This is a genomic window from Streptomyces sp. LUP30 (genome assembly GCF_001746365.1).
Taxonomy (GTDB): Bacteria; Actinomycetota; Actinomycetes; order Streptomycetales; family Streptomycetaceae; genus Streptomyces.
Map to the genome: position 1 here is coordinate 79427 of NZ_MJAJ01000004.1, position 25422 is coordinate 104848.

The 25422-nt window shown below is 72.0% G+C and carries 25 protein-coding genes; 15 read left to right on the plus strand and 10 right to left on the minus strand.

Annotation, left to right across the window (positions count from 1 at the left end; genetic code table 11):
• Positions 1-81 precede the first annotated feature (81 nt).
• The 11 genes from BG482_RS05425 to BG482_RS05475 all read left to right on the plus strand — a co-directional run bounded on the left by BG482_RS05425 (position 82) and on the right by BG482_RS05475 (position 10779).
• Positions 82-987, plus strand: coding sequence for a 5-dehydro-4-deoxyglucarate dehydratase (locus tag BG482_RS05425; protein ID WP_069767830.1), 906 nt, complete (start codon positions 82-84; stop codon positions 985-987).
• Positions 984-2279, plus strand: coding sequence for a glucarate dehydratase family protein (locus BG482_RS05430; RefSeq protein WP_069767696.1), 1296 nt, complete (start codon positions 984-986; stop codon positions 2277-2279). The genes BG482_RS05425 and BG482_RS05430 overlap by 4 nt, the downstream gene beginning before the upstream one ends.
• A gap of 142 nt (positions 2280-2421) precedes the next feature.
• Complete coding sequence (locus BG482_RS05435; protein ID WP_069767697.1) at positions 2422-3579, plus strand: carbohydrate kinase family protein; 1158 nt, start codon at positions 2422-2424, stop codon at positions 3577-3579.
• Between the two features lie 136 nt (positions 3580-3715).
• Positions 3716-4774, plus strand: coding sequence for a PhoH family protein (locus BG482_RS05440; protein WP_079141607.1), 1059 nt, complete (start codon positions 3716-3718; stop codon positions 4772-4774).
• Positions 4775-4787: 13 nt separating this feature from the next.
• Positions 4788-5285 carry an rRNA maturation RNase YbeY gene (gene ybeY / locus BG482_RS05445; RefSeq protein WP_069767699.1) on the plus strand — a complete coding sequence of 166 codons (498 nt, stop codon included), beginning with the start codon at positions 4788-4790 and terminating at the stop codon, positions 5283-5285.
• Positions 5282-6589: a hemolysin family protein gene (locus BG482_RS05450; protein ID WP_069767700.1), complete on the plus strand. Its 1308-nt coding sequence runs from the start codon at positions 5282-5284 to the stop codon at positions 6587-6589. The genes ybeY and BG482_RS05450 overlap by 4 nt, the downstream gene beginning before the upstream one ends.
• Positions 6586-6945: an MmcQ/YjbR family DNA-binding protein gene (locus tag BG482_RS05455; protein WP_069767701.1), complete on the plus strand. Its 360-nt coding sequence runs from the start codon at positions 6586-6588 to the stop codon at positions 6943-6945. The genes BG482_RS05450 and BG482_RS05455 overlap by 4 nt, the downstream gene beginning before the upstream one ends.
• A 73-nt stretch (positions 6946-7018) precedes the next feature.
• Positions 7019-7372 carry a cytidine deaminase gene (locus BG482_RS05460; protein ID WP_069767702.1) on the plus strand — a complete coding sequence of 118 codons (354 nt, stop codon included), beginning with the start codon at positions 7019-7021 and terminating at the stop codon, positions 7370-7372.
• Between the two features lie 225 nt (positions 7373-7597).
• The gene (locus BG482_RS05465; protein ID WP_069767703.1) at positions 7598-8071 is read left to right on the plus strand and encodes a hypothetical protein; all 474 of its coding nucleotides are present in this window, start codon (positions 7598-7600) and stop codon (positions 8069-8071) included.
• A gap of 178 nt (positions 8072-8249) precedes the next feature.
• Positions 8250-9590 (plus strand): beta-xylosidase, encoded by a 1341-nt coding sequence (locus tag BG482_RS05470; RefSeq protein WP_176741313.1) that lies wholly within the window; start codon positions 8250-8252, stop codon positions 9588-9590.
• A gap of 187 nt (positions 9591-9777) precedes the next feature.
• Entirely contained in the window at positions 9778-10779 is a 1002-nt protein-coding gene (locus BG482_RS05475) for a WxL protein peptidoglycan domain-containing protein (RefSeq protein ID WP_069767704.1), read from the plus strand.
• Here BG482_RS05475 and BG482_RS05480 read toward each other — a convergent pair.
• Entirely contained in the window at positions 10776-11114 is a 339-nt protein-coding gene (locus BG482_RS05480; RefSeq protein ID WP_069767705.1) for a P-II family nitrogen regulator, read from the minus strand. The genes BG482_RS05475 and BG482_RS05480 overlap by 4 nt on opposite strands.
• A complete protein-coding gene (locus BG482_RS05485; RefSeq protein WP_069767706.1) occupies positions 11111-12421 on the minus strand; it encodes an ammonium transporter in 1311 nt (436 codons plus the stop codon). The genes BG482_RS05480 and BG482_RS05485 overlap by 4 nt, the downstream gene beginning before the upstream one ends.
• A 173-nt stretch (positions 12422-12594) precedes the next feature.
• Between BG482_RS05485 and era the strand changes: the two genes are divergently transcribed.
• Positions 12595-13548, plus strand: a complete 954-nt coding sequence (gene era / locus BG482_RS05490; RefSeq protein WP_069767707.1) for a GTPase Era — start codon at positions 12595-12597, stop codon at positions 13546-13548.
• On the opposite strand, the gene BG482_RS05495 is transcribed toward era, so the two are convergent.
• Positions 13545-14393, minus strand: a complete 849-nt coding sequence (locus tag BG482_RS05495; protein ID WP_069767708.1) for a helix-turn-helix transcriptional regulator — start codon at positions 14391-14393, stop codon at positions 13545-13547. The genes era and BG482_RS05495 overlap by 4 nt on opposite strands.
• A gap of 153 nt (positions 14394-14546) precedes the next feature.
• On the opposite strand from BG482_RS05495, the gene BG482_RS05500 reads away from it, so the two are divergent.
• Positions 14547-15401 (plus strand): NAD(P)-dependent oxidoreductase, encoded by an 855-nt coding sequence (locus BG482_RS05500; RefSeq protein WP_069767709.1) that lies wholly within the window; start codon positions 14547-14549, stop codon positions 15399-15401.
• 4 nt (positions 15402-15405) lie between these two features.
• Here the strand turns inward: BG482_RS05500 and BG482_RS05505 are convergent, their stop codons facing one another.
• From BG482_RS05505 to BG482_RS05520, 4 genes are all read right to left on the minus strand, one after another.
• On the minus strand, positions 15406-16665 hold the full coding sequence (locus BG482_RS05505; RefSeq protein WP_069767710.1) for an MFS transporter: 1260 nt from the start codon (positions 16663-16665) through the stop codon (positions 15406-15408).
• Positions 16662-17999 carry a GH1 family beta-glucosidase gene (locus BG482_RS05510; protein ID WP_069767711.1) on the minus strand — a complete coding sequence of 446 codons (1338 nt, stop codon included), beginning with the start codon at positions 17997-17999 and terminating at the stop codon, positions 16662-16664. Before BG482_RS05510 ends, BG482_RS05505 begins: the two co-directional genes overlap by 4 nt.
• Positions 18000-18081: 82 nt before the next feature.
• Complete coding sequence (locus tag BG482_RS05515) at positions 18082-18348, minus strand: protealysin inhibitor emfourin (RefSeq protein WP_069767712.1); 267 nt, start codon at positions 18346-18348, stop codon at positions 18082-18084.
• Positions 18349-18369: 21 nt separating this feature from the next.
• A complete protein-coding gene (locus tag BG482_RS05520) occupies positions 18370-19440 on the minus strand; it encodes a M4 family metallopeptidase (protein WP_069767713.1) in 1071 nt (356 codons plus the stop codon).
• A 355-nt stretch (positions 19441-19795) separates the two neighbouring features.
• On the opposite strand from BG482_RS05520, the gene leuA reads away from it, so the two are divergent.
• Entirely contained in the window at positions 19796-21517 is a 1722-nt protein-coding gene (gene leuA, locus BG482_RS05525; protein WP_069767714.1) for a 2-isopropylmalate synthase, read from the plus strand.
• Between the two features lie 183 nt (positions 21518-21700).
• Entirely contained in the window at positions 21701-22396 is a 696-nt protein-coding gene (locus BG482_RS05530) for a TerB family tellurite resistance protein (protein WP_069767715.1), read from the plus strand.
• 58 nt (positions 22397-22454) lie between these two features.
• On the opposite strand, the gene BG482_RS05535 is transcribed toward BG482_RS05530, so the two are convergent.
• The 3 genes from BG482_RS05535 to bla all read right to left on the minus strand — a co-directional run bounded on the left by BG482_RS05535 (position 22455) and on the right by bla (position 25337).
• Positions 22455-23330, minus strand: coding sequence for a hypothetical protein (locus BG482_RS05535; RefSeq protein WP_069767716.1), 876 nt, complete (start codon positions 23328-23330; stop codon positions 22455-22457).
• A 35-nt stretch (positions 23331-23365) separates the two neighbouring features.
• Positions 23366-23914, minus strand: coding sequence for a SigE family RNA polymerase sigma factor (locus BG482_RS05540; protein ID WP_069767717.1), 549 nt, complete (start codon positions 23912-23914; stop codon positions 23366-23368).
• Positions 23915-24437: 523 nt separating this feature from the next.
• Complete coding sequence (gene bla, locus BG482_RS05545; RefSeq protein WP_069767718.1) at positions 24438-25337, minus strand: class A beta-lactamase; 900 nt, start codon at positions 25335-25337, stop codon at positions 24438-24440.
• Positions 25338-25422 lie beyond the last annotated feature (85 nt).

Sequence of the window (25422 nt, forward strand, 5' to 3'; positions counted from 1 at the left end):
ACGCAGGACAGGGCTCGGGCCGCCGCAGGGGACCCCACCGGGGAAACGACGGGCGACACCGTCCGGCGCCTGCGGGACGGCATGGCCCGGGGAGTGCTGTCCTTCCCGCTCACCAGCTTCCACGACGACGGCTCCCTCGACCCCGACGGCTTCCGCGCCCATGTCGCGGCCCAGATCGCCACCGGCCCCGGCGCCCTCTTCCCTGCCTGCGGCACCGGCGAGTTCTTCTCCCTCGACGAGGACGAGTACCGGCAGACCGTGACGATCGCCGTCGAGGAGGCCGCCGGCCGCCTGCCCGTCGTCGCCGGCATCGGCTACGGCTGGGCCCAGGCCGCCCGCTTCGCCCGCATCGCCGAGCAGGCCGGCGCCGACGCCCTCCTCGTCCTGCCGCACTACCTCGTCGCCGCCCCGCAGGACGGCCTCGTCGCCCAGCTGGAGCAGATCTCCGCCCGCACCCGGCTGCCCCTGATCGCCTACCAGCGCGGCCAGGTCGCCTTCACCGCCGCGTCCTTGAGGCGCATCGCCCGCATCCCGAACGTCATCGGCCTCAAGGACGGCCACAGCGACCTCGACCGCCTCCAGCGCCTCACCCTCGCCGCACCCGAGGACTTCCTCTTCTTCAACGGCGCCGCCACCGCCGAGATCCAGGCCCGCGCCTACGCCACCGTCGGCGTACCCGCCTACTCCTCCGCCGTCCACGCCTTCGCTCCCGAGATCGCGAACGCCTTCTTCGCCGCCCTGCGCGACGGCGACGGCACGGACGGCGCATCGGTGCAGCGGCTGCTGCGCGACTTCTACGTCCCGCTCGTCGAACTCCGCGACCGCGTGCCGGGCTACGCCGTGTCCCTGGTCAAGGCCGCGGCCCGCCTGCGCGGCCGCCCCGTCGGACCGGTCCGCGCCCCGCTCACCGAGCCCTCGCCCGCCGACCTGGCCGACCTCACGACCCTCCTGACCGCCGGCCTCGACCTCGTAGGAGCCGCCCTGTGAGCCCCGACCTCACGATCACGGACGTCCGTCTGACCCCGATCCTCGTCGCCGACCCGCCCCTGCTCAACACCCAGGGCGTCCACCAGCCGTACACCCCCCGGCTGATCGTGGAGGTCGAGACCGCGCAGGGGATCACCGGCCTCGGCGAGACCTACGGCGACACCAAGTACCTGGAACTCGCCCGCCCCTTCGCCGACAGGCTGACCGGCCGGCAGGTCAGCGATCTGAACGCGCTGTTCACGATCGCCGACGACGTGTCCGTCGACGGCTCCCGGATCTCCTCCCAGGTCGACGTCGGCGGACTGCGCGGCGTCCAGACCGCCGACAAACTGCGCCTGTCGGTCGTCTCCGCCTTCGAGGTCGCCTGTCTCGACGCCCTCGGCAAGGCGCTCGGCCTGCCCGTGCACGCGCTGCTCGGCGGCAAGGTGCGCGACGCCGTCGAGTACAGCGCCTACCTCTTCTACAAGTGGGCCGACCACCCCGAGGGCGTCCCCGCCGAGAAGGACGACTGGGGCGCAGCCCTCGACCCGGCCTCCGTGGTCGAGCAGGCCCGGCGCTTCAAGGAGCGCTACGGCTTCACCTCCTTCAAGCTCAAGGGCGGCGTCTTCCCGCCCGACGAGGAGATCGCCGCCGTCCGGGCCCTCGCCGAGGCCTTCCCCGGACACCCCCTGCGGCTCGACCCCAACGGCGCCTGGTCCGTGCCCACCTCGCTGCGGGTCGCCTGCGAGATCGGCGACCTCCTCGAATACCTGGAGGACCCCGCCCTCGGCGCCCCGGCCATGGCCGCGGTCGCCGCACGGACCGACGTGCCCCTCGCCACCAACATGTGCGTGACCACGTTCGCCGAGATCAGGGAGGCCTTCGCCCGCGACGCCGTCCAGGTCGTCCTCTCCGACCACCACTACTGGGGCGGACTGCGCAACACCCGCGAACTGGCCGCCGTCTGCCGCACGTTCGGAGTGGGCGTCTCCATGCACTCCAACACCCACCTCGGGATCTCCCTGGCCGCGATGACCCACGTCGCCGCCACCGTCCCCGACCTCCACCACGCCTGCGACTCCCACTACCCCTGGCAGTCGGAGGACGTCCTCACCGAACGGCTCACCTTCGACGACGGCAAGGTGACCGTCTCCGACACTCCCGGCCTCGGCGTCGAACTCGACCGGGACAGGCTGGACTTCCTGCACCGGCGCTGGCTGGACGACGACGGCGCGCTGCGCGAGCGCGACGACGCGACCGCCATGCGCGTCGCCGAACCCGGGTGGGTCACGCCGTCCGTGCCCCGCTGGTGACCTGCCGGCGCGCTCCCTCGCCGTGACGCCGACCGCCGTGGACGCCGGGTCCGAAGCCGCGGCGCCCCCGGCGTGACGCACCGCCCGTCGTCGGTGGCGTGGTGCACACTGGCCAGATCGGCACCACGTCAGGGAGCACACCGTGACCGCGTCATACGCGTCCGTCGGAGAGGGACACCACCGCCACACCGGCCAGAACCGCCCGGCCGCCCGGGTCGACCCCCTGGCCGCCCGGCGCGCCCCCGACGATCCGCCCTGGGACGTCTACCTCACCGGGGACGTCTTCCTCGACATCGTCTTCACCGGGCTCGACTCCGCCCCGGTGCGCGGCACCGAGTCCTGGGCCCGCGGCATGGGTTCGAGTCCCGGCGGCGTCGCCAACATGGCCACCGCGCTCGCCCGGCTCGGCCTGCGCACCTCCCTCGCCGCCGCCTTCGGCGACGACCACTACGGCGAGTACTGCTGGGACGCCCTCGAACACGGCGAGGGCATCGACCTCAGCACCTCGCGCACGGTCCCCGGCTGGCACTCCTCGGTCACCGTCTCCATGGCGTACGAGGGGGAGCGCACCATGGTCTCGCACGGCCACGAACCGCCCCCCGAGGAACCGGCGCCCGAGTTCCCCCCGCACGCCCGCGCCGCCGTCGCCTCCCTCACCCCCGGCAGAGGCGCCCCCTGGATCGCCCAGGCCGCGGGCCGGGGCACCCGCGTCTTCGCCGACGTCGGCTGGGACGACACCGGCGCCTGGGACCTGGCCGGCCTCACCGACCTGGAGCACTGCGAGGCCTTCCTGCCGAACGCCGAGGAGGCCATGCGCTACACCGGCGCGACCTGCCCCCGCGCCGCCGCCCACGCCCTGACCGCGCACGTGCCGCTCGCGGTCGTCACGCTCGGCGCGGAGGGCGCGTACGCGGTCGACCGGCGTACCGGCGAGTCCGCCGAGGTCCCGGCCATCGCCGTCGAGGCCCTCGACCCCACCGGCGCCGGGGACGTCTTCGTGGCCGGCTTCGTCACCGGCACCCTGGCGGACTGGCCGCTCGCCGACCGGCTCGCCTTCGCCGGGCTCACCGCCGCCCTCTCCGTCCAGGAGTTCGGCGGCTCGCTCTCCGCCCCCGGCTGGTCCGAGATCGCCGCCTGGTGGCGCAAGGTCCAGTCGGTGCCGGGCCAGGACCCCGAGGCGTTGCACCGGTACGCGTTCCTGGAGCGTCTGCTGCCCACGCTGCTTCCGGAGGCGGAGGACGCGGCCCCGTGGCCGCTGCGCAGAGCCGTCCCGACGATCGGTTTCGGCCGCTCGGCATAGTGGCCGGGACGGTCGCCGGGGCATGACAAAACCACTACGGCGTTGTCAGTGCCCTGGCGTACCCTTGGACTCGCCAGGCCGCCCTCGTGGCAGGCGAGACGCATCCGGGAGGACGTAAAGGCCCTCGGGCCGGTCTATGACTGAGACACCCACAGCTCAGACGCCCGCGCAGGGCAAGGCGAGAGCACAGTTCACCGTTCCCGCCCAGCACCCCATGGTGACCGTGCTGGGATCCGGCGACTCCCTCCTGCGCGTGATCGAGACGGCCTTCCCGGCGGCCGACATCCACGTCCGGGGCAACGAGATCAGCGCGACGGGCGAGGCGCGGGAAGTCGCCCTCGTCCAGCGACTGTTCGACGAGATGATGCTGGTGCTCCGCACCGGACAGCCGATGACGGAGGACGCAGTGGAACGCTCGATCGCCATGCTGCGGGCGAGTGAGAACGGGACGAGTGACGGCCAGGAGACCCCGGCCGAGGTTCTGACGCAGAACATCCTGTCCTCGCGCGGCCGCACCATCAGACCCAAGACCCTCAACCAGAAGCGGTACGTCGACGCGATCGACAAGCACACGATCGTCTTCGGCATCGGCCCCGCGGGCACCGGCAAGACCTACCTGGCCATGGCCAAGGCGGTCCAGGCGCTGCAGTCCAAGCAGGTCAACCGCATCATCCTGACCCGCCCGGCGGTCGAGGCCGGAGAACGCCTCGGCTTCCTCCCCGGCACCCTCTACGAGAAGATCGACCCCTACCTGCGCCCCCTGTACGACGCGCTGCACGACATGCTGGACCCCGACTCGATCCCGAAGCTCATGGCGGCGGGAACCATCGAGGTGGCGCCGCTGGCGTACATGCGGGGAAGAACGCTCAACGATGCGTTCATCATCCTGGACGAGGCCCAGAACACGAGTCCCGAGCAGATGAAGATGTTCCTCACCCGGCTCGGCTTCGAGTCGAAGATCGTGATCACGGGTGACGTGACGCAGGTCGACCTGCCGGGCGGCACCAAGTCGGGTCTGCGGCAGGTTCAGGACATCCTCGAAGGCGTCGACGACGTGTACTTCTCCCGCCTGTCGTCCCAGGACGTCGTCCGGCACAAGCTGGTCGGCCGTATCGTCGACGCGTACGAGAAGTACGACAGCGATAACGGTACGGAGAACGGCACCCGCCAGGGCGGCCGCAACAAGCGGAAGTAGACAAGCCAGCACCATGTCGATCGACGTCAACAACGAGTCCGGAACCGAGGTCGACGAGCAGGCGATCCTCGACATCGCCCGCTACGCGCTCGCGCGGATGCGCATCCACCCGCTCTCCGAGCTCTCGGTGATCGTCGTGGACGCCGACGCCATGGAGCAGTTGCACATCCAGTGGATGGACCTGCCCGGCCCGACGGATGTCATGTCCTTCCCGATGGACGAGCTGCGGCCCCCGTCCAAGGACGACGACGAGCCGCCGCAGGGCCTCCTCGGCGACATCGTGCTGTGTCCCGAGGTCGCCGAGCGGCAGGGCAAGGAAGCGCCCACGGAGCACTCCATGGACGAGGAGCTCCAACTGCTCACCGTCCACGGGGTGCTGCACCTTCTCGGGTACGACCATGAGGAGCCCGACGAGAAGGCCGAGATGTTCGGTCTGCAGGCCGCCATCGTGGACGGCTGGCGTGCGGAGAAGGGCCTGACCGGTCCCTCCCCGGCTCCGACCGTCTCATGAGCCCCACCCTCGTCGCCGGCGCGATCGCCCTGGTCGTCGTCGCCTGGCTCGCCGCCTGCGCGGAGGCGGGCCTCGCGCGCGTCTCCAGCTTCCGCGCCGAGGAAGCCGTGCGCTCCGGGCGGCGGGGAAGCGCCAAGCTCGCACAGATCGCCGCCGACCCGACGCGCTATCTCAACGTGGCCCTGCTGGTCCGGGTGGCCTGCGAGATGGCGGCCGCAGCGCTGGTCACCTACGCGTGCCTCCGGCAGATCGACGGCACGGCCCCGGCGCTGTTGGCGGCGATCGGCGTCATGGTCCTCGTCTCGTACGTCGCCGTCGGCGTGTCCCCGCGGACCATCGGCCGCCAGCACCCGCTGAACACCGCGACGGCGGCCGCGTACGTGCTGCTCCCGCTGGCCCGGATCATGGGTCCGATCCCGTCGCTGCTGATCCTCATCGGCAATGCGCTGACCCCCGGCAAGGGCTTCCGCCGCGGCCCCTTCGCCTCCGAGGCGGAGCTGCGCGCGCTGGTCGACCTCGCCGAGAAGGAGTCGCTGATCGAGGACGACGAGCGCCGCATGGTGCACTCCGTCTTCGAGCTGGGCGACACCCTCGTGCGGGAGGTCATGGTCCCGCGGACCGACCTCGTCGTCATCGAGCGCTACAAGACCATCCGCCAGGCCCTGACCCTCGCCCTGCGCTCCGGGTTCTCCCGGATACCCGTGACCGGCGAGAACGAGGACGACATCGTCGGCATCGTGTATCTGAAGGACCTCGTCCGCAAGACGCACATCAGCCGCGACGCCGAGGGCGAGCTGGTGTCGACGGCCATGCGGCCCGCCGCGTTCGTGCCCGACACGAAGAACGCCGGCGACCTGCTGCGGGAGATGCAGCGGGACCGCAACCACGTCGCCGTCGTCATCGACGAGTACGGCGGCACGGCCGGCATCGTCACCATCGAGGACATCCTGGAGGAGATCGTCGGTGAGATCACCGACGAGTACGACCGCGAGCTGCCGCCCGTTGAGGAGCTCGGCGACGACCGCTACCGGGTCACCGCCCGTCTCGACATCACCGATCTGGGCGAGCTGTACGGCCTGGAGGAGTACGACGACGAGGACGTGGAGACCGTCGGCGGTCTGCTCGCCAAGGCGCTGGGCCGGGTGCCCATCGCCGGGGCCTCCTCCGAGGTCGAGCTGCCCGACGGACGCAAGCTGCGGCTGACGGCGGAGGCCGCGGCCGGCCGCCGCAACAAGATCGTGACGGTGCTGGTGGAGCCGGTGGACCCGGCGGATCCGCCGGGGGAGGAGACGAGTCCCGAGTGACGCCTCAGGAGCTGCGCGCCTTCTGTCTGTCCTTCAACGCGGTGACCGAGGAGTTCCCCTTCCGGCCGGAGATCTCGGTGTTCAAGGTCCTGGGCAAGATGTTCGCGCTGAGCTGGACCGGCGAGCAGCCGTTGAAGGTCAACCTCAAGTGCGACCCCGAGGACGCGGTCCGGCTGCGCACGGACCATCCGGGTCTGATCGACCCCGGGTACCACATGAACAAACGCCACTGGAACACGGTCACGGTCGACGGCGGCCTCCCGGACCGGCTGGTCAGGGAGCTGATCGAGGACTCCTACGACCTGGTGGTGGCGGGCCTGCCGCGCGCCGAGCGGCTGCGCCTGGACCGGCCGTGACGCGGCACCGTCCGGTTCGGGGGGACCCACCCCTCGTCCGGGCGGGCGGGCAGGTTCTTCGTATGCTCGGGGCATGACCGACAGCAACGCGCTCGACCCCGAGGACCGCAAGATCGTCACCCTGGCCCGTTCCGCGAGGGCCCGCAACGGTGTGCCGGAGGGCGCCGCCGTACGGGACGACACGGGGCGCACCTACGTCGCCGCGACGGTGGAGCTGCCGTCGCTGCGGCTGAGCGCGTTGCGGACGGCGGTGGCGATGGCGGTGGCGTCCGGCGCGCGGTCGCTGGAGGCGGCGGCCGTGGTGACGTCGTCGGAGGGCGCCGCCGAGGACGATCTCGCCGCCGTACGGGATCTCGGCGGACCGGGGACGCCGGTGCTCCTGGCCTCGCCGGACGGGACGGTCCGGCTGACCCTCACCGCGGGCTGACCCCCACTGCGGCCGGGCCTCTCCGCCTGCTGTCCGCCTCCGCGGGCCGAGCGCCGTAACTAGGCCGGAATTCGGCCTTGCCGTGCCCGGGTCGGTCCCGCATCAATGAGACCGTAAGTTCCGACGGACCGTCAGATCCACCCCCCACCGGCACCGGTGTCCGCACCCACCCGTCCCGTTTTCGGCCGTCCGTCTCCCCACATCCGGGAAGGAGCCGGAAACATCATGAGAGGCAAACGAATCGGATCTGGTGCGGCACTGCTGGCCGGGGCCCTCGCGGTCACCGGACTGGCGTTCGCGCCCTCTGCCGCCGCCGTCACACCGACGACGGCGACCACGACCGCGAACTGCGGTCTGTTCGGCGGCGGCGCCGCCACCCTCACGGCCACCCAGAGCGGCACCGCGGCCACCCTCACCCTCTCCTCCACCGCGATCACCGCGCCGATCCCGATCGGCGCGAACAGCATCAGCTCGACGCTCACAATGGCGAACTCGACCGGTGCCGCCCGCGTCTTCAGCGGCACCGTGAACCCCGCCATGGCCACCGGCGCCCCGATCGTGGTCGGGCCGCTCAACGGGACCGTGGCCGCCGGTGACAGCCTCGACTTCTACAAGGGCTCCCTGAAGATGGTCGTCTTCGGGATCACCGTCACCTGTACGGCACCCGGGGCCCAGTCGCCCGGACCGTTCGTGTTCTGACCGATAGCTACCGGGAACAGTGCCAACGGGCCGTCAGCCGACCTGCTGCAGCAGGAAGCTGACGGTCCATCAGTTGACCTCGCCGTCTCCATTGACTTCTCGTGCGATCGGCATCTCAATGCCCCCTGTCGGCGCAGAAGAGCCGCTGCGCCCGCACTCCCCGGAGGAGGGGGCAACCATGGCTTCACCCCTGAGGTCCCTGAGGACCCGAAGTTCGCGAAGACGGCGCTGGGCATCGCTGCTCGGGGTCACCGTGCTCGCGGTCACCGCGGGCGGCGCGCTGGCGTGCCCCGCCGGCGCCGCGACCGACGTCAGCTTCCCCACGCACTGCATCCCGCCGGCGATCGCGGGCCTCCCGCCGATCGACGGCACCACCACCGCGAAGATCACCGCGGACAACACCAGCCCCAAGGTCGGCGACACCGTCACCGTCACGTACACGGTGATCACGCCCGCCGCCAACAACCCCACCGACCTGGCCCTGCCGGCCGACATCATGACGCCGACGGGCAAGGTCACCCTCGGCGGCGCGCAGACCGGCAGCGTCACCGTCACGGGCCCGAAGAAGAACGACCCGGTGCCCGGCAAGGGCGTCTTCCCGTCGTTCTCCATGACCGGCACCTTCACGGTCACCACCCCCGGCGCGATCACCCTCTCGCCCGGCGACTACAACATCCACACCAGCTACATCCTGGAACTGGACACGCCCTGCACGGTGACCAACCCGCCGGCCCCGGTGTCGGAGACGGTCACGGCGGCCGACAACCCGCCCGCCAACACCCGTGCCATCTCGCTGGCTTCGGCCTCCGGCAGTCAGGGCGCGGCCGTCGCCGTCACCGGCAGCGGCTTCACCGCGGGCGCGTCGGTGACGCTCGCCGGGCGCTCCGCGTCCGCCCAGACCGCGGACACGGCGACCGTGACCGCGGACGCCCAGGGCAGGATCTCCGGTTCGCTCGTCGTCAACGACCTCACCACGACCGGTGTGGTGGCGTACGAGGGCGGCGCCTGGAGCCCGGGCCTCGGCGCGGGGCCGGTCGCGTACGTCGTGATCGACGACCATCCCGTGCCGGCCGGCAGCCAGAAGGTGACCACCACGGTCCGGGCGGGCACGCTGTCGATGTCCCAGGCCGGGGACGCCGTCCAGCTGTCCGCGGTCCAGTTCGGCCAGGGCGGCGCCTCGACAGGCGCCCTGCAGACCGTCACCGTCAAGGACTTCCGCGGCGGCCCCGCGGGCTGGTCTCTGACCGGCAAGGTCACCGACTTCAGCGGCCCCGGCGCCAAGATCGACGCCGGCAAGCTGAGCTGGACGCCCGCGTGCACGACCAAGGCGGGCAGCCCGAGCACCTGTCAGGCCGGCTCGGCGGGCACCGTCGGCGCCTCCGGGGCGACCCTGGCGTCCACGCCCGACGGCACGGCCACCGGCGGAGAGTTCACCGCAGGCGCGCAACTGTCCCTCGACGTACCGGCGTTCACGCCCGCGGGCAGCTACGCCGGCGTCCTGACCCTCACGCTCACCTGAGCGTACGCATCACGTCCACCGGTGGCCGGGCGCCCGCCCCACAGGGGCCCGCACCCGCCCGTCCACCTTGGGCCTGTCGTCCCCATCGGTCCGCAGACGCGTGGCGACCAGGCGCCGTCGGACTCCGGCAACCCGATCCCGACGACAGACCCCAGCCGTCGCAGCCCGTCCGTGGGGGTCCGCAGCCATGCGCAAGCCGTACGTCCTCCTCCTGCCGTTCCTGCTCTGTCTACTGTTCGCCGCGCCCGCCCGGGCCGCCGACAACGGCAGCTGGTCCGTCTACCCCGTCTCCTCGGCCGTCGCCGCGCGGCCGTACTTCTACGTCTCCGCCGACCCCGGGCAGACGATCGAGGACAAGATCGTCGTCGCCAACAAGACGGACCGGCCACTGACGTTCCGGCTGTACGCCGCCGACGCCTACAACACCGCGCGCGACGGAGGGTTCGCCGTGAAGTCGCGGGGCGAGCCGATGCGGGGCGTGGGCGCGTGGGCGAAGCTCCCGCGGGACCGGGTCACCGTCCCCGGCCACAAGACCGTCACCGTTCCGTTCACCGTCGAGGTGCCCGAGGGCGCCGAACCCGGCGACCATCCGGGGGCGATCGTCGCCCTCGACGAACGGGTCGACAACGGCGGCGGCTCCCTGGCGCTGGGCGTGCAGCGGGCGGTCGGCGCCCGCGTCTACCTCCAGGTCGGCGGGCCCACGCTGCCCGCCCTCGCCGTCGAGAACGTGCGGGTCAGCCACCACCAGCCCCTGATCCCGGGCGTCGGCGACAGCACGGCGACGATCTCCTACACGCTGCACAACACGGGGAACGTCACCCTGGAGCCGAAGGTGCGGCTGACGGCGAACGGCCTGTTCGGGCGCACCCTGCTCACCCGGGACCTGAAGAAGGTCCCCTCCCAGCTGCTCCCGGGCCAGCGCGTGCGCCTCACCGAACGCTGGGCCGGCGCCCCCCAGCTCGACCGGGCGCACGTCACCCTGACGGCGAGCGCCACCAGGACGTCGGAGTCGGCGACCGCGTCCTTCCTGGCCGTGCCCTGGCCGGCGGTGGGGACGGTGGCGGCGGTGATCGCAGCCGGGGTGTGGCTCCTGCTCAGACGCCGGCGAGGGCGCGAAGGGGCGCGGGGAACCGTGCGACGGGCCCCCACGAACCCGCGGCCGAAACTCAGCCGAACCGCCGGAGGCTAGAGCGCGTCCGGGCCCCGCTCGCCCGTCCGTACCCGCACGACCGTCTCGACCGGCACCGCCCACACCTTCCCGTCGCCGATCTTGCCGGTGTGTGCGGCGCGCACGATCGCGTCGATCACGGTCTCGGAGTCGGCGTCCTCGACGACGACCTCGATACGGACCTTGGGCACGAGGTCGACCTGGTACTCGGCGCCCCGGTACACCTCGGTGTGGCCGCGCTGCCGGCCGTAGCCGCTGGCCTCGGTCACGGTCAGGCCGTGCACGCCGAGCTCCTGGAGGGCCGTCTTGACCTCGTCGAGGCGGTAGGGCTTGACGATCGCGGTGATGAGCTTCATTCCTGTGGCTTGACCTTCTGGGCGGAGAGGACGGAGTGCGCGGAGACCGGGGCGCCATGGCCCAGGACGCCGTGATCGTATGCCGTCTCGGCGTGCACCGTAAGGTCCAGCCCGGTGTGCTCGTGGTCCTCGTCCGCCCGCAGCCCGATCACCCGGTCGAGCAGCTTGCCGATGCCGAACGTCACGGTGAAGGCGTACACCGCCACGACGGTCACGGCGACCAGCTGCCTGCCGAGCTGGGCGAGCCCGCCCCCGTACAGCAGACCCTGCGCGCCGCCGGTCATGCCGTCCACCGCGAAGACGCCGATCAGCAGCGTGCCGATGACACCGCCGACCAGGTGCACGCCCACCACGTCGAGGGAGTCGTCGTAGTTCAGCTTGAACTTCCAGCCCACCGCGTACGAGCAGACGACGCCGGCGGCCAGGCCCACGACCAGCGCACCGAGCAGCGAGACCGAGCCGCAGGACGGGGTGATCGCCACCAGGCCCGCGACCGCTCCCGAGGCCGCGCCCAGCGTCGTCGGGTGGCCGTCGCGCTTCTGCTCGACGAAGAGCCAGCCCAGCAGACCGGTGCAGCCGGCGGTGAGGGTGTTGAGGAAGGCGGCGGCCGCCAGGCCGTTCGCGCCCAGGGCGGAGCCCGCGTTGAAGCCGAACCAGCCGAACCAGAGCAGGCCCGCGCCCAGCATCACCATGGGCAGGTTGTGCGGACGCATCGCGTCCTTCTTGAAGCCCAGACGCGGGCCGAGGACCAGGCACAGCGCCAGACCGGAGGCGCCGGAGGTGATCTCGACCGGGAGTCCGCCGGCGAAATCCAGCGCGCCGAGCCGGTCCAGGATCCAGCCGCCGGGGCCCCAGACCCAGTGTGCGACGGGAACGTATACGAGGAGCGCCCAGACCGGCACGAAGACGAGCCACGCCCCGAATTTCGCCCGGTCCGCGATCGCGCCGCTGATCAGCGCGGCCGTGATGATCGCGAAGGTGAGCTGGAAGGTGGCGAACAGCAGGGTCGGGACGGTGCCCTGGACGCTGTCCGGGCCCAGCCCCGCCATGCCGGCGTGGTCCAGGCCGCCGATCAGTCCGTCCGCGACGTCGTCGCCGAAGGCGAGGGAGTAGCCGGCCGCCAGCCACACCACGGTGACCAGAGCGATCGACACAAAGCTCATCATGAGCATGTTGAGGACGCTCTTCGTGCGGACCATGCCGCCGTAGAAGAGGGCCAGGCCCGGGGTCATCAGCAGGACGAGGGCGGTGGCGGCGAGCAGCCAGGCGGTGTCGCCGGTGTTCGCGTGGGCGGCGGCCAGAGTCACGGGGTCTCCAACGATGCGGGGGCTCGTCAGAGGTTCACCGCCCCGCGTTTCCGGTTGTGCACGGATGTGTTTCCGTGACGTTTCATTGCGTGGAGGTTTCCGGGAGCTCACCTGAGGGGGTTCTGCCGCTCGTGTGTACGGCGGGGCCTCGCGAATCAGGGAGAATGGGGGGCATGAGCGTTCGCAACCTGTCATCCGAGCAGTCGGCCGAGTCCGCCCACCGTGCCGGCTTCGCCTGCTTCGTGGGCCGCCCCAACGCGGGCAAGTCCACCCTCACGAACGCTCTGGTCGGGAAGAAGGTGGCGATCACCTCGAACCGTCCGCAGACCACCAGGCACACGGTCCGGGGCATCGTGCACCGCCCCGAGGCCCAGCTGATCCTGGTGGACACCCCGGGGCTGCACAAGCCGCGCACGCTCCTCGGCGAGCGGCTGAACGACGTCGTGCGCACCACCTGGGCCGAGGTCGACGTCATCGGCTTCTGCCTGCCGGCCAACGAGAAGCTGGGCCCCGGCGACCGGTTCATCGCCAAGGAGCTCGCCGGGATCAAGCGCACGCCGAAGATCGCGGTCGTCACCAAGACCGACCTCGTGGACTCCAAGGCGCTCGCCGAGCAGCTCATCGCCATCGACCAGCTCGGCAAGGAGCTGGGCATCGAGTGGGCGCAGATCGTGCCGGTCTCGGCGATCGCCGGCGAGCAGGTCGAGCTGCTGGCCGACCTGCTCATCCCGATGATGCCGGACAGCCCGCCGCTGTACCCCGAGGGCGACCTGACGGACGAGCCCGAGCAGGTGATGGTCGCCGAGCTGATCCGCGAGGCGGCGCTGGAGGGCGTCCGCGACGAGCTGCCGCACTCCATCGCGGTCGTCGTCGAGGAGATGCTCCCGCGCGAGGACCGCCCCGCCGACAAGCCGCTGCTGGACATCCACGCCAACATCTACATCGAGCGCCCCAGCCAGAAGGGCATCATCATCGGCCCCAAGGGCAAGCGCCTGAAGGACGTCGGCATCAAGTCCCGCAAACAGATCGAGGCCCTGCTCGGCACGCCCGTCTTCCTCGACCTGCACGTGAAGGTTGCCAAGGACTGGCAGCGCGACCCGAAGCAGCTGCGCAAGCTGGGGTTCTAGACGGTCTGCGGGGACATGTCCTGGAGCCCCACCACGCGCAGCAGCCGCAGCCGTTCGTAGGACTCCGTGTCCGGGCGGGCCGTGTGGACGACCAGGAGCTGGTGGTGCTCGTGGCTGAGCAGCACCTCGCAGTCCAGGTCGAGCAGTCCGACCACCGGGTGCAGGAAGCGTTTGGTCGCCTTGTGCCGCAGGGACACCTCGTGTGCGTCCCAGAGGCGGGCGAACTCCTCGCTCCCGGCGCGCAGTTCGGCCACGAGCGCGGCCGGTTCCGGGTCGTCGGGCCGGGCGGCGGTCACCGCGCGCAGATTGGCCACGTGGGCGCGGGCGTGGTCGGGGCGGTCCTCCGGCGGGAACAGGCCGCGCGCGTCGGGGACGAGGAAGTACAGACGCACGAGGTTGCGTTCGGGCCGGGGCCGGGACATCACATCGTGGGTCAGCGCCCTGGCCATCGCGTTCTGCGCCAGGACCTCGCCGCAGTCGGTCAGCACCTGCGCCGGTGTGTCGACCAGCCGGTCCAGGATCAGCATCAGCCCGGGCGACACATGCGTCGACGCCGTCTCCCGGCGCGGGGGCTCCTCGCCGACCAGGTGGAAGAGATGGTCGCGCTCGTCGGCGGTCAGCCGCAGGGCGCGGGCCAGCGCCGACAGCATCTGCCGCGAGGGGCGGGGGCCCCGGCTCTGTTCCAGCCGCGTGTAGTAGTCCACCGACATGCCGGCCAGCTGCGCCACCTCCTCCCGGCGCAGGCCCGGCGTACGGCGGCGGGCGCCGGGGGCCAGACCCACGTCGGAGGGGGCCAGGCGGGCGCGCCCGCGGCGCAGGAAGTCGGCGAGTTCGGTGCGGTTCACCTCTCCAGGCTGCGGCACAGCGTCCGGCTTAGCCAGGGACCGCCGGTCCCCTGATCCACGGGTCTCTCCCGCTCCTCACGGTCCCGCCCGAGGGTGGTGGCACCACACCGGACAGGCCGAACGGGCCGACCGGGCCAAGAGGAGCGGACGACGATGCTGACACTGGTGACGGGTACGACGGGACAGATCGGACGGAGGTTCGTGCCGAGACTGCTGGCGCAGACCGGGCCGGGGGAGAAGGTGCGCATCCTGGTGCGTGACGCGGCCCGCGCGGAGCGCTTCGCGGAGCTCGGCGCCGAGGTCGTGACCGGCGATCTGCGGGACGCGGAGGCGCTCGGCAAGGCGGTGGCCGGGGCGGACGCGGTGGTGAACGTCGCGGCGTCCTTCCGCGGCGTCCCGGACGAGGAGGCGTGGGCCGTCAACCGGGATGCGGCGGTGGCGCTGGGACACGCTGCGCGGACGGCGGGCGTGCAGCGGTTCGTGCAGGTCAGCACGGGCCTGGTGTACGGGCTCGGGCGAGGCCGCCCGCTGACGGAGGACGACGAGATCCGGCCGGGCGGCGAGATGTGGGGCGCCTACACCGAGTCGAAGGCGGCCGCCGAGCAAGAGCTCCTCGCGCTGGACGGCCTGGACGTGCGGATCGCCCGGCTCGTCTTCGTCTACGGCGAGGGCGATCCCCACCTCGCCCAGTCCCTGAGGTGGGCCGGCGGGTGGGCGTCGGCGCAGCGGCTGCAGATGGTCCACCACGCCGACGTCGCCCAAGGGCTGCTGCGCCTGCTGTACGCGCCGGGAGCCGCGGGCCGGATCTACAACATCGCCGACGACGCTCCCGTGACGGCGCTCGACCTGCACCAGCTCAACGGCGTCGACCTCCCCGCCGGCATGGCGGACCGCACCGACCCCGACCCGTGGTCCGGGATCACCTCCACCCGGCGCGTCCGCCGTGAGCTCGGCTACCGTCCGCTGTACCCCACGGTGTGGGCCGCGCGGGACGCCGGGGCGCTGTGAACGTCTACTCGACGCCCCGGATCCGGCCCACCAGCACCGCCCCCGCCAGCCCGATGACGGCGGCCACCAGGTACAGCACCCGGTAGCCGCCCAGGTACGTCACGATCGGCGCGGCGAGGACGGGGGCCGCGACCTGGGGGAGGGAGTTGGCCACGTTGATGATGCCGAGGTCCTTGCCGCGGTCCCCGGCCGTCGGCAGCACGTCCGTCATCAGCGCGAAGTCGACCGAGGTGAACACGCCGAAGCCGACGCCCAGCACAGCCGCCGCGACGATCGCGCCCGGCCACGTCTGCCAGGCCGCCAGTCCCGCCGTCGCCACCGCCATCAGCACCCCGGACCAGACGACGAACGGCTTGCGGCGCCCCGCCCGGTCCGACCAGACGCCGCCGACGACGACCGTGGCCAGCAGCGTCAGCCCGTTCACCGCCGTCAGGATCAGCACCCCCTGCTCGGGGTCGGCGTGGTGCAGACGGTCGCGCAGGTAGTACAGGAGGTACAGCAGCACCAGCGCGTTGCTCAGGTTCATCAGGAAGCGGGTCAGCCAGGCCCATCCGAGGTCGGGGTGGCGGCGCGGACTCAGCCAGAAGCCGGCCGCGAAACCCCGCCAGGACCAGACCGGCCGGTCCCGCTCCGCCAGCCGCAGATCCTCGTACCGCACGACGTACGGCAGCACGCCGACCAGCGTGAAGACCGCGCACGCCGCGTACCCCGACCCGACGCCTCCGGCGGCCGTCGCGAGCCCGGTGCCGCCGACCACGCCGAGGATCTGCGCGGCCCCCAGCCAGCCGCCCACCGAGCCCCGTTGGAGCCGGGGCACCTGGTCGGGGACGGCCGCCGTCACCGCCGCGAAGGCCGCGTTCAGGGTCAGCTGGACCAGACACCAGCCCAGCGCCATCGTCCAGAGCCCGCCCGCGCCCGCGAGCAGCAGCAGCGACAGCGCGCCGCCCGCCGCTCCGGCCACGATCCACGGCGTGCGCCGGCCCCGGCGGGACGTCGTACGGTCCGACAGGGCGCCGAAGAGCGGGTTGGCGGCCAGCGAGACCACCGCGCCGACGCCCGTCACCCAGGCCAGCATCGTCTCCTTCGACATGCCCGAGCCGGGCGCGAAGTCCTCGGCCTGGGAGGCCAGCAGGATCTGCAGGGGGCCGTACCAGCCCACCCAGATCGCCCCGTTGGCCAGCGACAGGGCCGACGTCCAGCCCCTGCCGACCCGTTCGGCGGGCTCGGCCAGCGCGGCTGCCGGCGCGCTGTCCGCGGTCGTCATCCCCGCGCCTGCGTTCTCTGCGCCCGCAGCACGTCCCGCAGCCAGGCGTACGACGCCTTCGGGGTCCGGGTCTGCGTCGCGAAGTCGACGTGGACCAGGCCGAAGCGGCGCGCGTACCCCTCCGCCCACTCGAAGTTGTCCAGCAGCGACCACACGAAGTAGCCGCGCACGTCGACGCCCGCCTCCAGCGCCCGGTGCAGGGCGCGGATGTGGCCGTCCAGGTAGGCGATGCGGTCCTGGTCGTCGAGGCCCTCGTAGGAGCAGCCGTTCTCCGTGATGACGACCGGCGGAAGGCGGTCGCCGTAGCGGTCCTTGAACGTCGTCAGCAGCTCGGTGAGGCCCTCGGGGACCACCGGCCAGCCGAAGTCCGTCACCGGCATGCCTTCGATCTCCTGCACGGAGAAGGGGAGTTCGGCCGGCATGGTGATCCCGCCGAACTCGATCTCCGTGCCCTGCGGCGCGCCCACCCGGGTGGGGGCGTAGTAGTTGACCCCGTACCAGTCGAGCGGTTCGGAGATCACCTTCAGGTCGGCGGCCACGTCGCCCGGCATCAGGTCGCCGAGGCCCTCCGGGTACTCACCCAGCAGCAGGGGTTCGGCGAACAGACGGTTCAGCAGGACGTCGTAGAAGGCCGCCGCCTCCAGGTCGGCCGGCTCCTGGGACGCGGGCCAGGTCGGGCCGTGGGAGTTGGCGATGCCGATGTCGCCGGCGCCGGCCGCACGCAGCGCCTGCACGGCCAGCCCGTGGGCCAGGAGCTGGTGGTGGGCGACCGGCAGGGCGTCGAAGAGCAGCTGCTTGCCGGGGGCGTGGGTGCCGAGCGCATGGCCGAGCAGGGTGTGCTCGGCGGGCTCGTTGAGGGTGATCCACTTCTTGACGCGGTCGCCCAGGCGGTCCACGACCACCGAGGCGTACTCCGCGAAACGGGACGCCGTGTCCCGTTCGAGCCAGTCCAGGCCGGCCGGCAGGTCCCAGTGGAAGAGGGTGGGGACCGGGCGGACGCCCGCGGTCAGCAGCTCGTCGACGAGGCGGTCGTAGAAGTCCATACCGCCGGGGGAGTTGACCCGCGGCCAGGAGACCGAGAAGCGGTACGCGTCCACGCCGAGCCCCGACAGGAGCGCGACGTCCTCCGTGTGGCGGTGGTAGTGGTCGCAGGCCACCGCGGCCGTCGAGCCGTCCTTGACCCGCCCCGGCTCGGCGGTGAAGGCGTCCCATACGGACGGCTCGCGTTCGTCGGCCGCGCCCTCGATCTGATGGGCGGAGGTGGACACTCCCCAGAGGAAGTCTGCCGGGAACGGGGGGATCGGGTGGGCCGCGGCATGCGGTTCGTTCGCCATGGGCGGGATCATCCTTACCGCTGGGTAAGGAAGTCAACGCCCCAGCGTGAACTGGCAGTTCGGACGGGACGTCAGGGACCGCTCACGCCCCTTCCTTCAGCACCCGGGAGATCAGCGTCCGCTGCTCCGCGGTGAGCCGGGGATCGGCCGCGTAGACCCGCTCCCCGTCCACCGTGATCTCGTAGCTGAAGCCGTCCGGAACCCCCGGCGGGGGCGCGCCCCGGCCGCCGGCCACCGCCTTCTCGGCCAGGGCGTGCCACTCGCCGGCGTCGGGCCGTCCCGCCGTGTCCACCTCGGCCCGGCGCTCGATGCCCGCGAACCCGCCTGTGCGCCTCACCTGAATACGCATGGGTCCCTGTGTAGTACGGAACTACAGGATCCGCACCCCGACCTGCTCCCAGGCCTTCTTCACGGCCTGCGACTCGTCGCCGCCGTCGCCGAACCGCTCGCGCGCGGCCTTCGCGGTGAGCCCCGCGAAGTCGCTGAAGAAGGCCTTCTCCTTGAGTTCGCCGCCGGTCAGCACGTCGTACCAGATCTGTCCCGCCTTCTCCCAGGCGTGGCCGCCGAGAGCGGTGGCGACGAGGTAGAACGCGTGGTTGGGGATGCCGGAGTTGATGTGGACGCCGCCGTTGTCGCGGCCGGTGCGGACGTAGCCGTCCATCGTCGCGGGCTGCGGGTCCTTGCCGAGGACGTCGTCGTCGTACGCCGTCCCCGGGGCCTTCATCGAGCGCAGGGCGGCGCCGGTGACGTTCGGGGCGAGCAGCCCCGCGCCGATCAGCCAGTCGGCCTCGGCGGCGGTCTGGCCGAGCGAGTACTGCTTGATGAGCGAGCCGAACACGTCGGACATCGACTCGTTGAGCGCGCCCGGCTGGCCGTAGTAGGTCAGGTTCGCCGTGTACTGCGTGACGCCGTGGGTGAGCTCGTGCCCGATCACGTCGACGGAGTTGGTGAAGTCGACGAAGATCTCGCCGTCGCCGTCGCCGAACACCATCTGCTCGCCGTTCCAGAAGGCGTTGTTGTAGCCCTCGTCGTAATGGACGCTGGCGTCCAGGGGCAGGCCGTCGCCGTCGATGGAGTGACGCTGGTAGGCCTTGAGGTAGAGGTCGAAGGTGGCGCCGAGACCGGAGTAGGCGCGGTTGACGGTGGCGTCCCGGCCCGGGTCCTGGCCCTCGGAGCGGACCTTGCCGCCGGGCAGGTCGGTGCCGTGCGCGCAGTCGTAGATCGTCCGCAGCGGCTGGTCCGACGGCGCTTTCGTGGCCGGTGCGGCGGCCAGGCGGAACTCGGCGGTCACCCGGCGGCGGGCGCGCAGCTCGCTGTCGCGCAGCAGGGTGCGCCGGGCGGGACCGGAGAGTGCGGGGTCGTCGTTGCGCGCCAGCCGGTCGAGGACGTGCGGCGGTACGACGGTGCAGAAGACGGGCTCGGAGCCCCCGTGAGTCGTCATGTCCGGCACCTTTGCACTGTGTTACTCACCTGTCACTACAAGCAACCATGATCGGTGAAAAACGGTGACAAACGCGGCAGATCAAAGGGTCGGAGTGGTATAGCGCACGTTTCGCCCCTTTTTCCCCGACTTCTCTGTCATCGCCCCCGAGTGGTCCCGCATACTGATACGGACCCGCGCGACCAGAGCGGCTCGGCTAGGCTGCGGAGCACTATGCGTTTCGGGCTGCTTCTCCTTAGCTGCCGCGGCGAGGGCCTGTAGTCGAGGCCGACCCCCTCCCCGCGGTGCTTGGTGTTGCGCGTCGGCCGTCCTTCCGTCCGGAGACTCTCCGGTCACCCCGAGGAGCCAACGCCCCATGGCGAACCGCCAGCAGCCCAGCCAGATGCCGATCCACAAGTACGGACAGTACGACCAGGTCGACATCCCCGACCGCACCTGGCCGAACAACCGGATCACCGCCGCCCCCCGCTGGCTCTCCACCGACCTGCGCGACGGCAACCAGGCCCTGATCGACCCCATGTCGCCCGAGCGCAAGCGCCGGATGTTCGACCAGCTGGTCAAGATGGGCTACAAGGAGATCGAGGTCGGGTTCCCCGCCTCCGGTCAGACCGACTTCGACTTCGTGCGCTCGATCATCGAGGAAGAGGGCGCGATCCCGGACGACGTGACGATCTCCGTACTGACCCAGGCCCGTGAGGACCTGATCGAGCGGACCGTGGAGTCCCTGAAGGGCGCCAGGCGGGCGACCGTCCACCTGTACAACGCCACGGCCCCCGTCTTCCGCCGCGTGGTCTTCCGCGGCTCCAGGGACGACATCAAGCAGATCGCCGTCGACGGCACCCGCCTGGTGATGGAGTACGCCGAGAAACTGCTGGGCCCCGAAACGGAGTTCGGCTACCAGTACAGCCCCGAGATCTTCACCGACACCGAGCTGGACTTCGCCCTCGAGGTCTGCGAGGCGGTCATGGACGTCTATCAGCCCGGCCCGGGCCGCGAGATCATCCTGAACCTGCCGGCGACCGTCGAGCGCTCCACCCCCTCCACCCACGCCGACCGTTTCGAGTGGATGAGCCGCAACCTCTCCCGTCGCGAGCACGTCTGCGTCTCGGTCCACCCCCACAACGACCGCGGCACCGCCGTCGCCGCCGCGGAGCTGGCGCTGATGGCCGGCGCCGACCGCGTCGAGGGCTGTCTGTTCGGGCAGGGCGAGCGCACCGGCAACGTCGACCTGGTCACCCTGGGCATGAACCTGTTCTCCCAGGGCGTCGACCCGCAGATCGACTTCTCCGACATCGACGAGATCCGTCGTACGTGGGAGTACTGCAACCAGATGGAGGTCCACCCGCGCCACCCGTACGTGGGCGACCTGGTCTACACGTCCTTCTCCGGCTCCCACCAGGACGCCATCAAGAAGGGCTTCGACGCGATGGAGGCCGACGCGGCCGCCAAGGGCGTCACCGTCGACGACATCGAGTGGGCGGTCCCGTACCTGCCGATCGACCCGAAGGACGTCGGCCGCTCCTACGAGGCCGTCATCCGCGTCAACTCGCAGTCGGGCAAGGGCGGTATCGCCTACGTCCTGAAGAACGACCACAAGCTGGACCTGCCGCGCCGGATGCAGATCGAGTTCTCGAAGCTCATCCAGGCCAAGACGGACGCCGAGGGCGGCGAGGTCACCGGCGGCGCCATCTGGTCGGTCTTCCAGGACGAGTACCTGCCCAACCCCGAGAACCCGTGGGGTCGAATCCAGGTCAGGAACGGCCAGTCGACCACCGACACCGACGGCGTGGACACCCTCAAGGTCGAGGCGACCGTCGACGGCGTGGACACCGTGCTGACCGGCTCCGGCAACGGTCCGATCTCGGCCTTCTTCGACGCCCTGCAGTCCGTCGGCATCGACGTGCGGCTGCTGGACTACCAGGAGCACACGATGAGCGAGGGCGCCTCCGCGCAGGCCGCCTCGTACATCGAGTGCGCGATCGGCGACAAGGTCCTGTGGGGCATCGGCATCGACGCGAACACGACGCGTGCGTCGCTGAAGGCGGTCGTCTCGGCCGTCAACCGCGCGACGCGCTGACCATCCTGACCGGCGGTTTGAGGACCCCGTTCGTCGACTTCGACGAGCGGGGTCCCGCCGTTTTCGGCCACTGTCCCGTGGAGGTCACGGAAAGGTCTCGTCCTAGGTGCTGACTACACCTCTCCCCTGTGGCTAACATCACGCAGACGTGGCGATGTTGCCACGGCGTTACGGAGGTGCGACGTGCTGCCAGAACGGGGACGAGACGGCCGTGTCACCAGGCTTGCCCACATCCTGGGCACCCGCACCGCGTGGACGCCCGTCGGCGACGGCGAGTTCTTCTGCCCGGGCTGCGGCGGGGACCGCAACTACCTGCGGCTGACCGGACAGCGCCGCTTCACCGTCCTCGGCGTGCCGCTCGTGCCGCGCGGCGAGACCGGCCCGGTCGTCGAGTGCGCCGCCTGCCGCCGCCACTTCGGCACCGACGTCCTCGACCACCCCACCACCGTGCGCTTCTCGGCGATGCTGCGCGACGCCGTCCACACCGTCGCCCTCGCCGTCCTCTCGGCCGGCGGCACCTGCTCCCGTACGTCCCTGGAGACCGCTGCGGGCGCGGTGCGCGCGGCCGGCTTCACCGACTGCACCGAGGAACAGCTCTCCGCCCTCGTCGACGCCCTCGCCTCCGACACCGGCCGCAGCTACGGCGAGCCCTACGGCCCCGGCCTCGCCATAGAGCTCCACGAGGCCCTCGACCCGCTCGCCGCCCACCTCGCTGCGGCCGGCCGCGAATCGATCCTGCTGCAGGGCGCCCGTATCGCCCTCGCCGACGGCCCCTACACCCCGGCCGAACGGGAGGTCCTCGCCACGGTGGGCGCGGCCCTGACGATCTGCGCGGACGACGTGACACGCCTGCTGGCCGCCGCGGGGACCCCGTCCTGAGGACCGGGCGACGGCCCGCGGCAGCAGACGGCGGCCTACGGCGGCGGACCCCGGTGGCCTACGGCAGCGACCGCTCGTACGAGCTGTCCGTGTCGGAGTCGTAGACGAGCTTGCCGGCCGCGTCGTAGCCCTTGATGCGCGGGGCGAGGGTGACCTGCCGGTTCAGCATGCCCGCGGCGACGAACCAGTCTCCGTCCAGGGTGGCCGTCGTCTCCTCGCCCCCGTAGGACACGGTCACCTTGGCGACCGACGGCTCGACCGTGCCGACGGCCCCCCAGCGGAACGGCAGCTTCCAGTGTCCCTTGTCGATGTACGACTGCTGGTACAGCTTGCCGCCGTTGAAGTCGGGCACGACCGGGCCCGCGTTCGGCGGACCGGCGTCGCTCGAACTGGTGCTGATGCCCGAGGCCACACCGTGCTCGTCGAGGGAGCAGACCACCCGGAAGCCCGCGGGCCGCTCCTTCACGGCGACCACGTGGACACCGCCGGAGGCGTTCGAGTCGCCGGTGCTCCTGGCCGCCAGGATGATCCGGTAGTCCTCGGCCCTGCCCAGGTCCCCGGCGCTCCCGGCGGGCCCGCCCTCGGCCCTGAGGCACTCCCTCAGTCCGGCCGCCGCCTGCTCGAAGGTGATCCCGTCGAGCAACTGCCCCGGCGTCGCGGGCCGCGCGGGACCGGACGGCGCCGCCGAGGCGCTCCCGGCCGGACCGCGCGAGGCGCCGGCCGACGGACCGGGCGCCGCCGTGTCGGCGCCGTGCCCCCCGCCCCCGCCGTTCACCGCGTAGGCCCCCACCGGCAGCGCGGCCAGCGCGATCAGCGCCGCCCCGGTCACCGCGACGCGCCGCCGCCGCTCGGCCAGTCCCCGCCGCCGGATCGCCGGATACGGCGCGGGCGAGGGCTGCACCGTGTACGCGTCCTGCGCGAGCAGCTCACGCATCCACTCCTCCAAGTCCCCTCGACCGTCCCGCTCGTTCACCTGCCGACCCCCTGTCCCTGTCCCTGCGCACGGCTGCCGGACGCCGTGCGGCCGGTGGCCAGCCCCGGATGCGCACGCAACTTCGCGAGTCCCTTCGACGCCTGGCTCTTGACCGTGCCCGGCGAGCAGCCGAGCGTCTCGGCCACCTCCGCCTCGGACAGGTCCTCCCAGTACCGGAGCACCACCACCGCCCTCTGCCTGGGCGGGAGTTGGGCCAGTCCGGCCAGCAGGGAGCCCCGCTCCTCCACCCGTCCCGCGCCCTCGTCGCGCCCCGCCCGCTCGGGCGGCGCCGCGGTCAGCGCCTCGACGACCCGCCGCTTGCGGAACCGGTCGCTGTTGCAGCTGACCAGCATCCGGCGGACGTACGCCTCCGGGTTGTCGCTGCGCGATATCCGCCGCCACGACCGGTACGCCTTCGCCAGCGCGGTCTGCGTCAGGTCCTCCGCGTGGTGGACGTCGCCGGTGAGCAGATAGGCGGTCCGTACGAGCCGGGACCACCGGGCTCTGACGAACTCCTGGAACCGCTCCTCTTGTTCGGCCTGCATCAAGCACCCTCCTCGCCCCCCAGACCACCGGTCGGGCGGAATCGGTTGCCCGCACCGTGCGATCTCGTTCGAATCGGACGAGGGAGAACGACCGTGGGCCTGGCCCGCCGGAGACTCCGCAGTGCTCGAACCGCCGTCCGGGCGGCTGATCCGGGGCCGCCGCCCGCGCCGCCCGCCGGCCCCCGCGCCGCCCGCGACGCCGGTCCCCGCCTTCGGCCTCTACCTGCCGGGCGCCCGGGCGCCGTGACGACGCCGGGAGTCCCGCTGGGTCCGTCGGCCCGACTTCCGGTTCCCCGCCGGGCGGCCGCGGCCGCCCGGCACGGCCCTGGCTGCCCGGCGGTACTGGACGGCGGGCCTGCGGAGGAGGCGGTGCGTCACGTCCGCGCCCACCACTCGAACGCCGGGCCGTGAAGACTCCTTGGCGGCGGGGCAGGTGCGCCGGTTCACTTCCGCCGACTCGGCCGAGCCTGCCCGGCCCCGCGGACCGAGCCGGGGGCCGGAGCTGGAGCCACCGACGGAGGCCTCAGCCGAGCGCCTCCGCCAGCACGCCCGCCGTCTCCACGATCAGGGCGTGGTCGTAGGGGGCCTCGCGGTCGGGCTTGGTGAGCTGGACCGCGAGGACGACCGGGGCGCCGTCCGGGGTCCAGGCGATGCCGGCGTCGTTGTTCGCGCCGTACGAGCCGCCGCCGGTCTTGTCGGCGATCGTCCAGGTCGCGGGGAGCCCGGCCCGGAAGCGGTTGGCGCTGGTGACAGTGCCGAGCATCCAGTCGGTCAGGCGGCGGCGGTCGGGGGCGGACAGAGCGTCGCCGAGGACCAGCCGGGCGTAGGTGCGCGCGATCGCGTACGGGCTCGTGGTGTCCGTGATCCGCCCGGGCTCGGCCGAGTTGAGCTCCGGCTCCCAGCGGTCGAGGCGGGTGACGCGGTCGCCGACGGAACGGGCGAAGCGGGTGACGGCGGCGGGGCCGCCCAGCTCGCGCAGCAGCAGGTTGCCCGCCGTGTTGTCGCTGTGCTGGATCGCCGCGGCGGACAGCTCGGCGATCGTCATGCCGTCGGCCACGTGGTCCTTGGTGATCTCCGAGTTCTCCACGAGGTCGTCGGCCGTGTAGTGGATGCGCCGGTCCGGTGCCGACGAGGGCAGGTCCCGCAGCACGGCCGCCACCGCCAGGGTCTTGAACAGCGAGCAGACCGGGAAGAGCTCGTCGGCTCGGTGGCGGACCTGGCGGCGGGTGCGGACGTTGCAGGCGAAGACGCCGAGCCGGGCGCCGTGCCGGGCCTCCAGGTCACGCAGGCGGGCCGTGACGGGGTCGGCGGCGGCCCGTGCGGGGCCTGCGGCGAGCAGGGCGGCGCCGGCGCCCGCGCCGGCGCCCGCGCCGGCGGTGAGCAGGGTGCGGCGAGTGGTCGAGGCTGAGATCGTTCTCTCCATCCGTCGGGAACCGAAGTCGTTTCCGTCTACACGGACGCTCCCGCGCGCACCCCTGGTTGCGCGTGCCCGCCCCGGGGATCACCAC

What these genes read in the sequence shown, in the direction of transcription:
- BG482_RS05470 (WP_176741313.1), top strand. Translation starts at nt 8,250, where the DNA reads ATGGCTTCACCCCTGAGGTCCCTGAGGACCCGAAGTTCGCGAAGACGG.
- BG482_RS05505 (WP_069767710.1), bottom strand. Translation starts at nt 16,665, where the DNA reads ATGACGACCGCGGACAGCGCGCCGGCAGCCGCGCTGGCCGAGCCCGCC.
- BG482_RS05535 (WP_069767716.1), bottom strand. Translation starts at nt 23,330, where the DNA reads ATGCGTGAGCTGCTCGCGCAGGACGCGTACACGGTGCAGCCCTCGCCC.
- BG482_RS05515 (WP_069767712.1), bottom strand. Translation starts at nt 18,348, where the DNA reads ATGCGTATTCAGGTGAGGCGCACAGGCGGGTTCGCGGGCATCGAGCGC.
- BG482_RS05465 (WP_069767703.1), top strand. Translation starts at nt 7,598, where the DNA reads ATGAGAGGCAAACGAATCGGATCTGGTGCGGCACTGCTGGCCGGGGCC.
- BG482_RS05520 (WP_069767713.1), bottom strand. Translation starts at nt 19,440, where the DNA reads ATGACGACTCACGGGGGCTCCGAGCCCGTCTTCTGCACCGTCGTACCG.
- BG482_RS05440 (WP_079141607.1), top strand. Translation starts at nt 3,716, where the DNA reads ATGACTGAGACACCCACAGCTCAGACGCCCGCGCAGGGCAAGGCGAGA.
- era (WP_069767707.1), top strand. Translation starts at nt 12,595, where the DNA reads ATGAGCGTTCGCAACCTGTCATCCGAGCAGTCGGCCGAGTCCGCCCAC.
- BG482_RS05425 (WP_069767830.1), top strand. Translation starts at nt 82, where the DNA reads ATGGCCCGGGGAGTGCTGTCCTTCCCGCTCACCAGCTTCCACGACGAC.
- BG482_RS05460 (WP_069767702.1), top strand. Translation starts at nt 7,019, where the DNA reads ATGACCGACAGCAACGCGCTCGACCCCGAGGACCGCAAGATCGTCACC.
- ybeY (WP_069767699.1), top strand. Translation starts at nt 4,788, where the DNA reads ATGTCGATCGACGTCAACAACGAGTCCGGAACCGAGGTCGACGAGCAG.
- BG482_RS05475 (WP_069767704.1), top strand. Translation starts at nt 9,778, where the DNA reads ATGCGCAAGCCGTACGTCCTCCTCCTGCCGTTCCTGCTCTGTCTACTG.
- BG482_RS05480 (WP_069767705.1), bottom strand. Translation starts at nt 11,114, where the DNA reads ATGAAGCTCATCACCGCGATCGTCAAGCCCTACCGCCTCGACGAGGTC.
- BG482_RS05540 (WP_069767717.1), bottom strand. Translation starts at nt 23,914, where the DNA reads ATGCAGGCCGAACAAGAGGAGCGGTTCCAGGAGTTCGTCAGAGCCCGG.
- leuA (WP_069767714.1), top strand. Translation starts at nt 19,796, where the DNA reads ATGGCGAACCGCCAGCAGCCCAGCCAGATGCCGATCCACAAGTACGGA.
- bla (WP_069767718.1), bottom strand. Translation starts at nt 25,337, where the DNA reads ATGGAGAGAACGATCTCAGCCTCGACCACTCGCCGCACCCTGCTCACC.
- BG482_RS05510 (WP_069767711.1), bottom strand. Translation starts at nt 17,999, where the DNA reads ATGGCGAACGAACCGCATGCCGCGGCCCACCCGATCCCCCCGTTCCCG.
- BG482_RS05500 (WP_069767709.1), top strand. Translation starts at nt 14,547, where the DNA reads ATGCTGACACTGGTGACGGGTACGACGGGACAGATCGGACGGAGGTTC.
- BG482_RS05450 (WP_069767700.1), top strand. Translation starts at nt 5,282, where the DNA reads ATGAGCCCCACCCTCGTCGCCGGCGCGATCGCCCTGGTCGTCGTCGCC.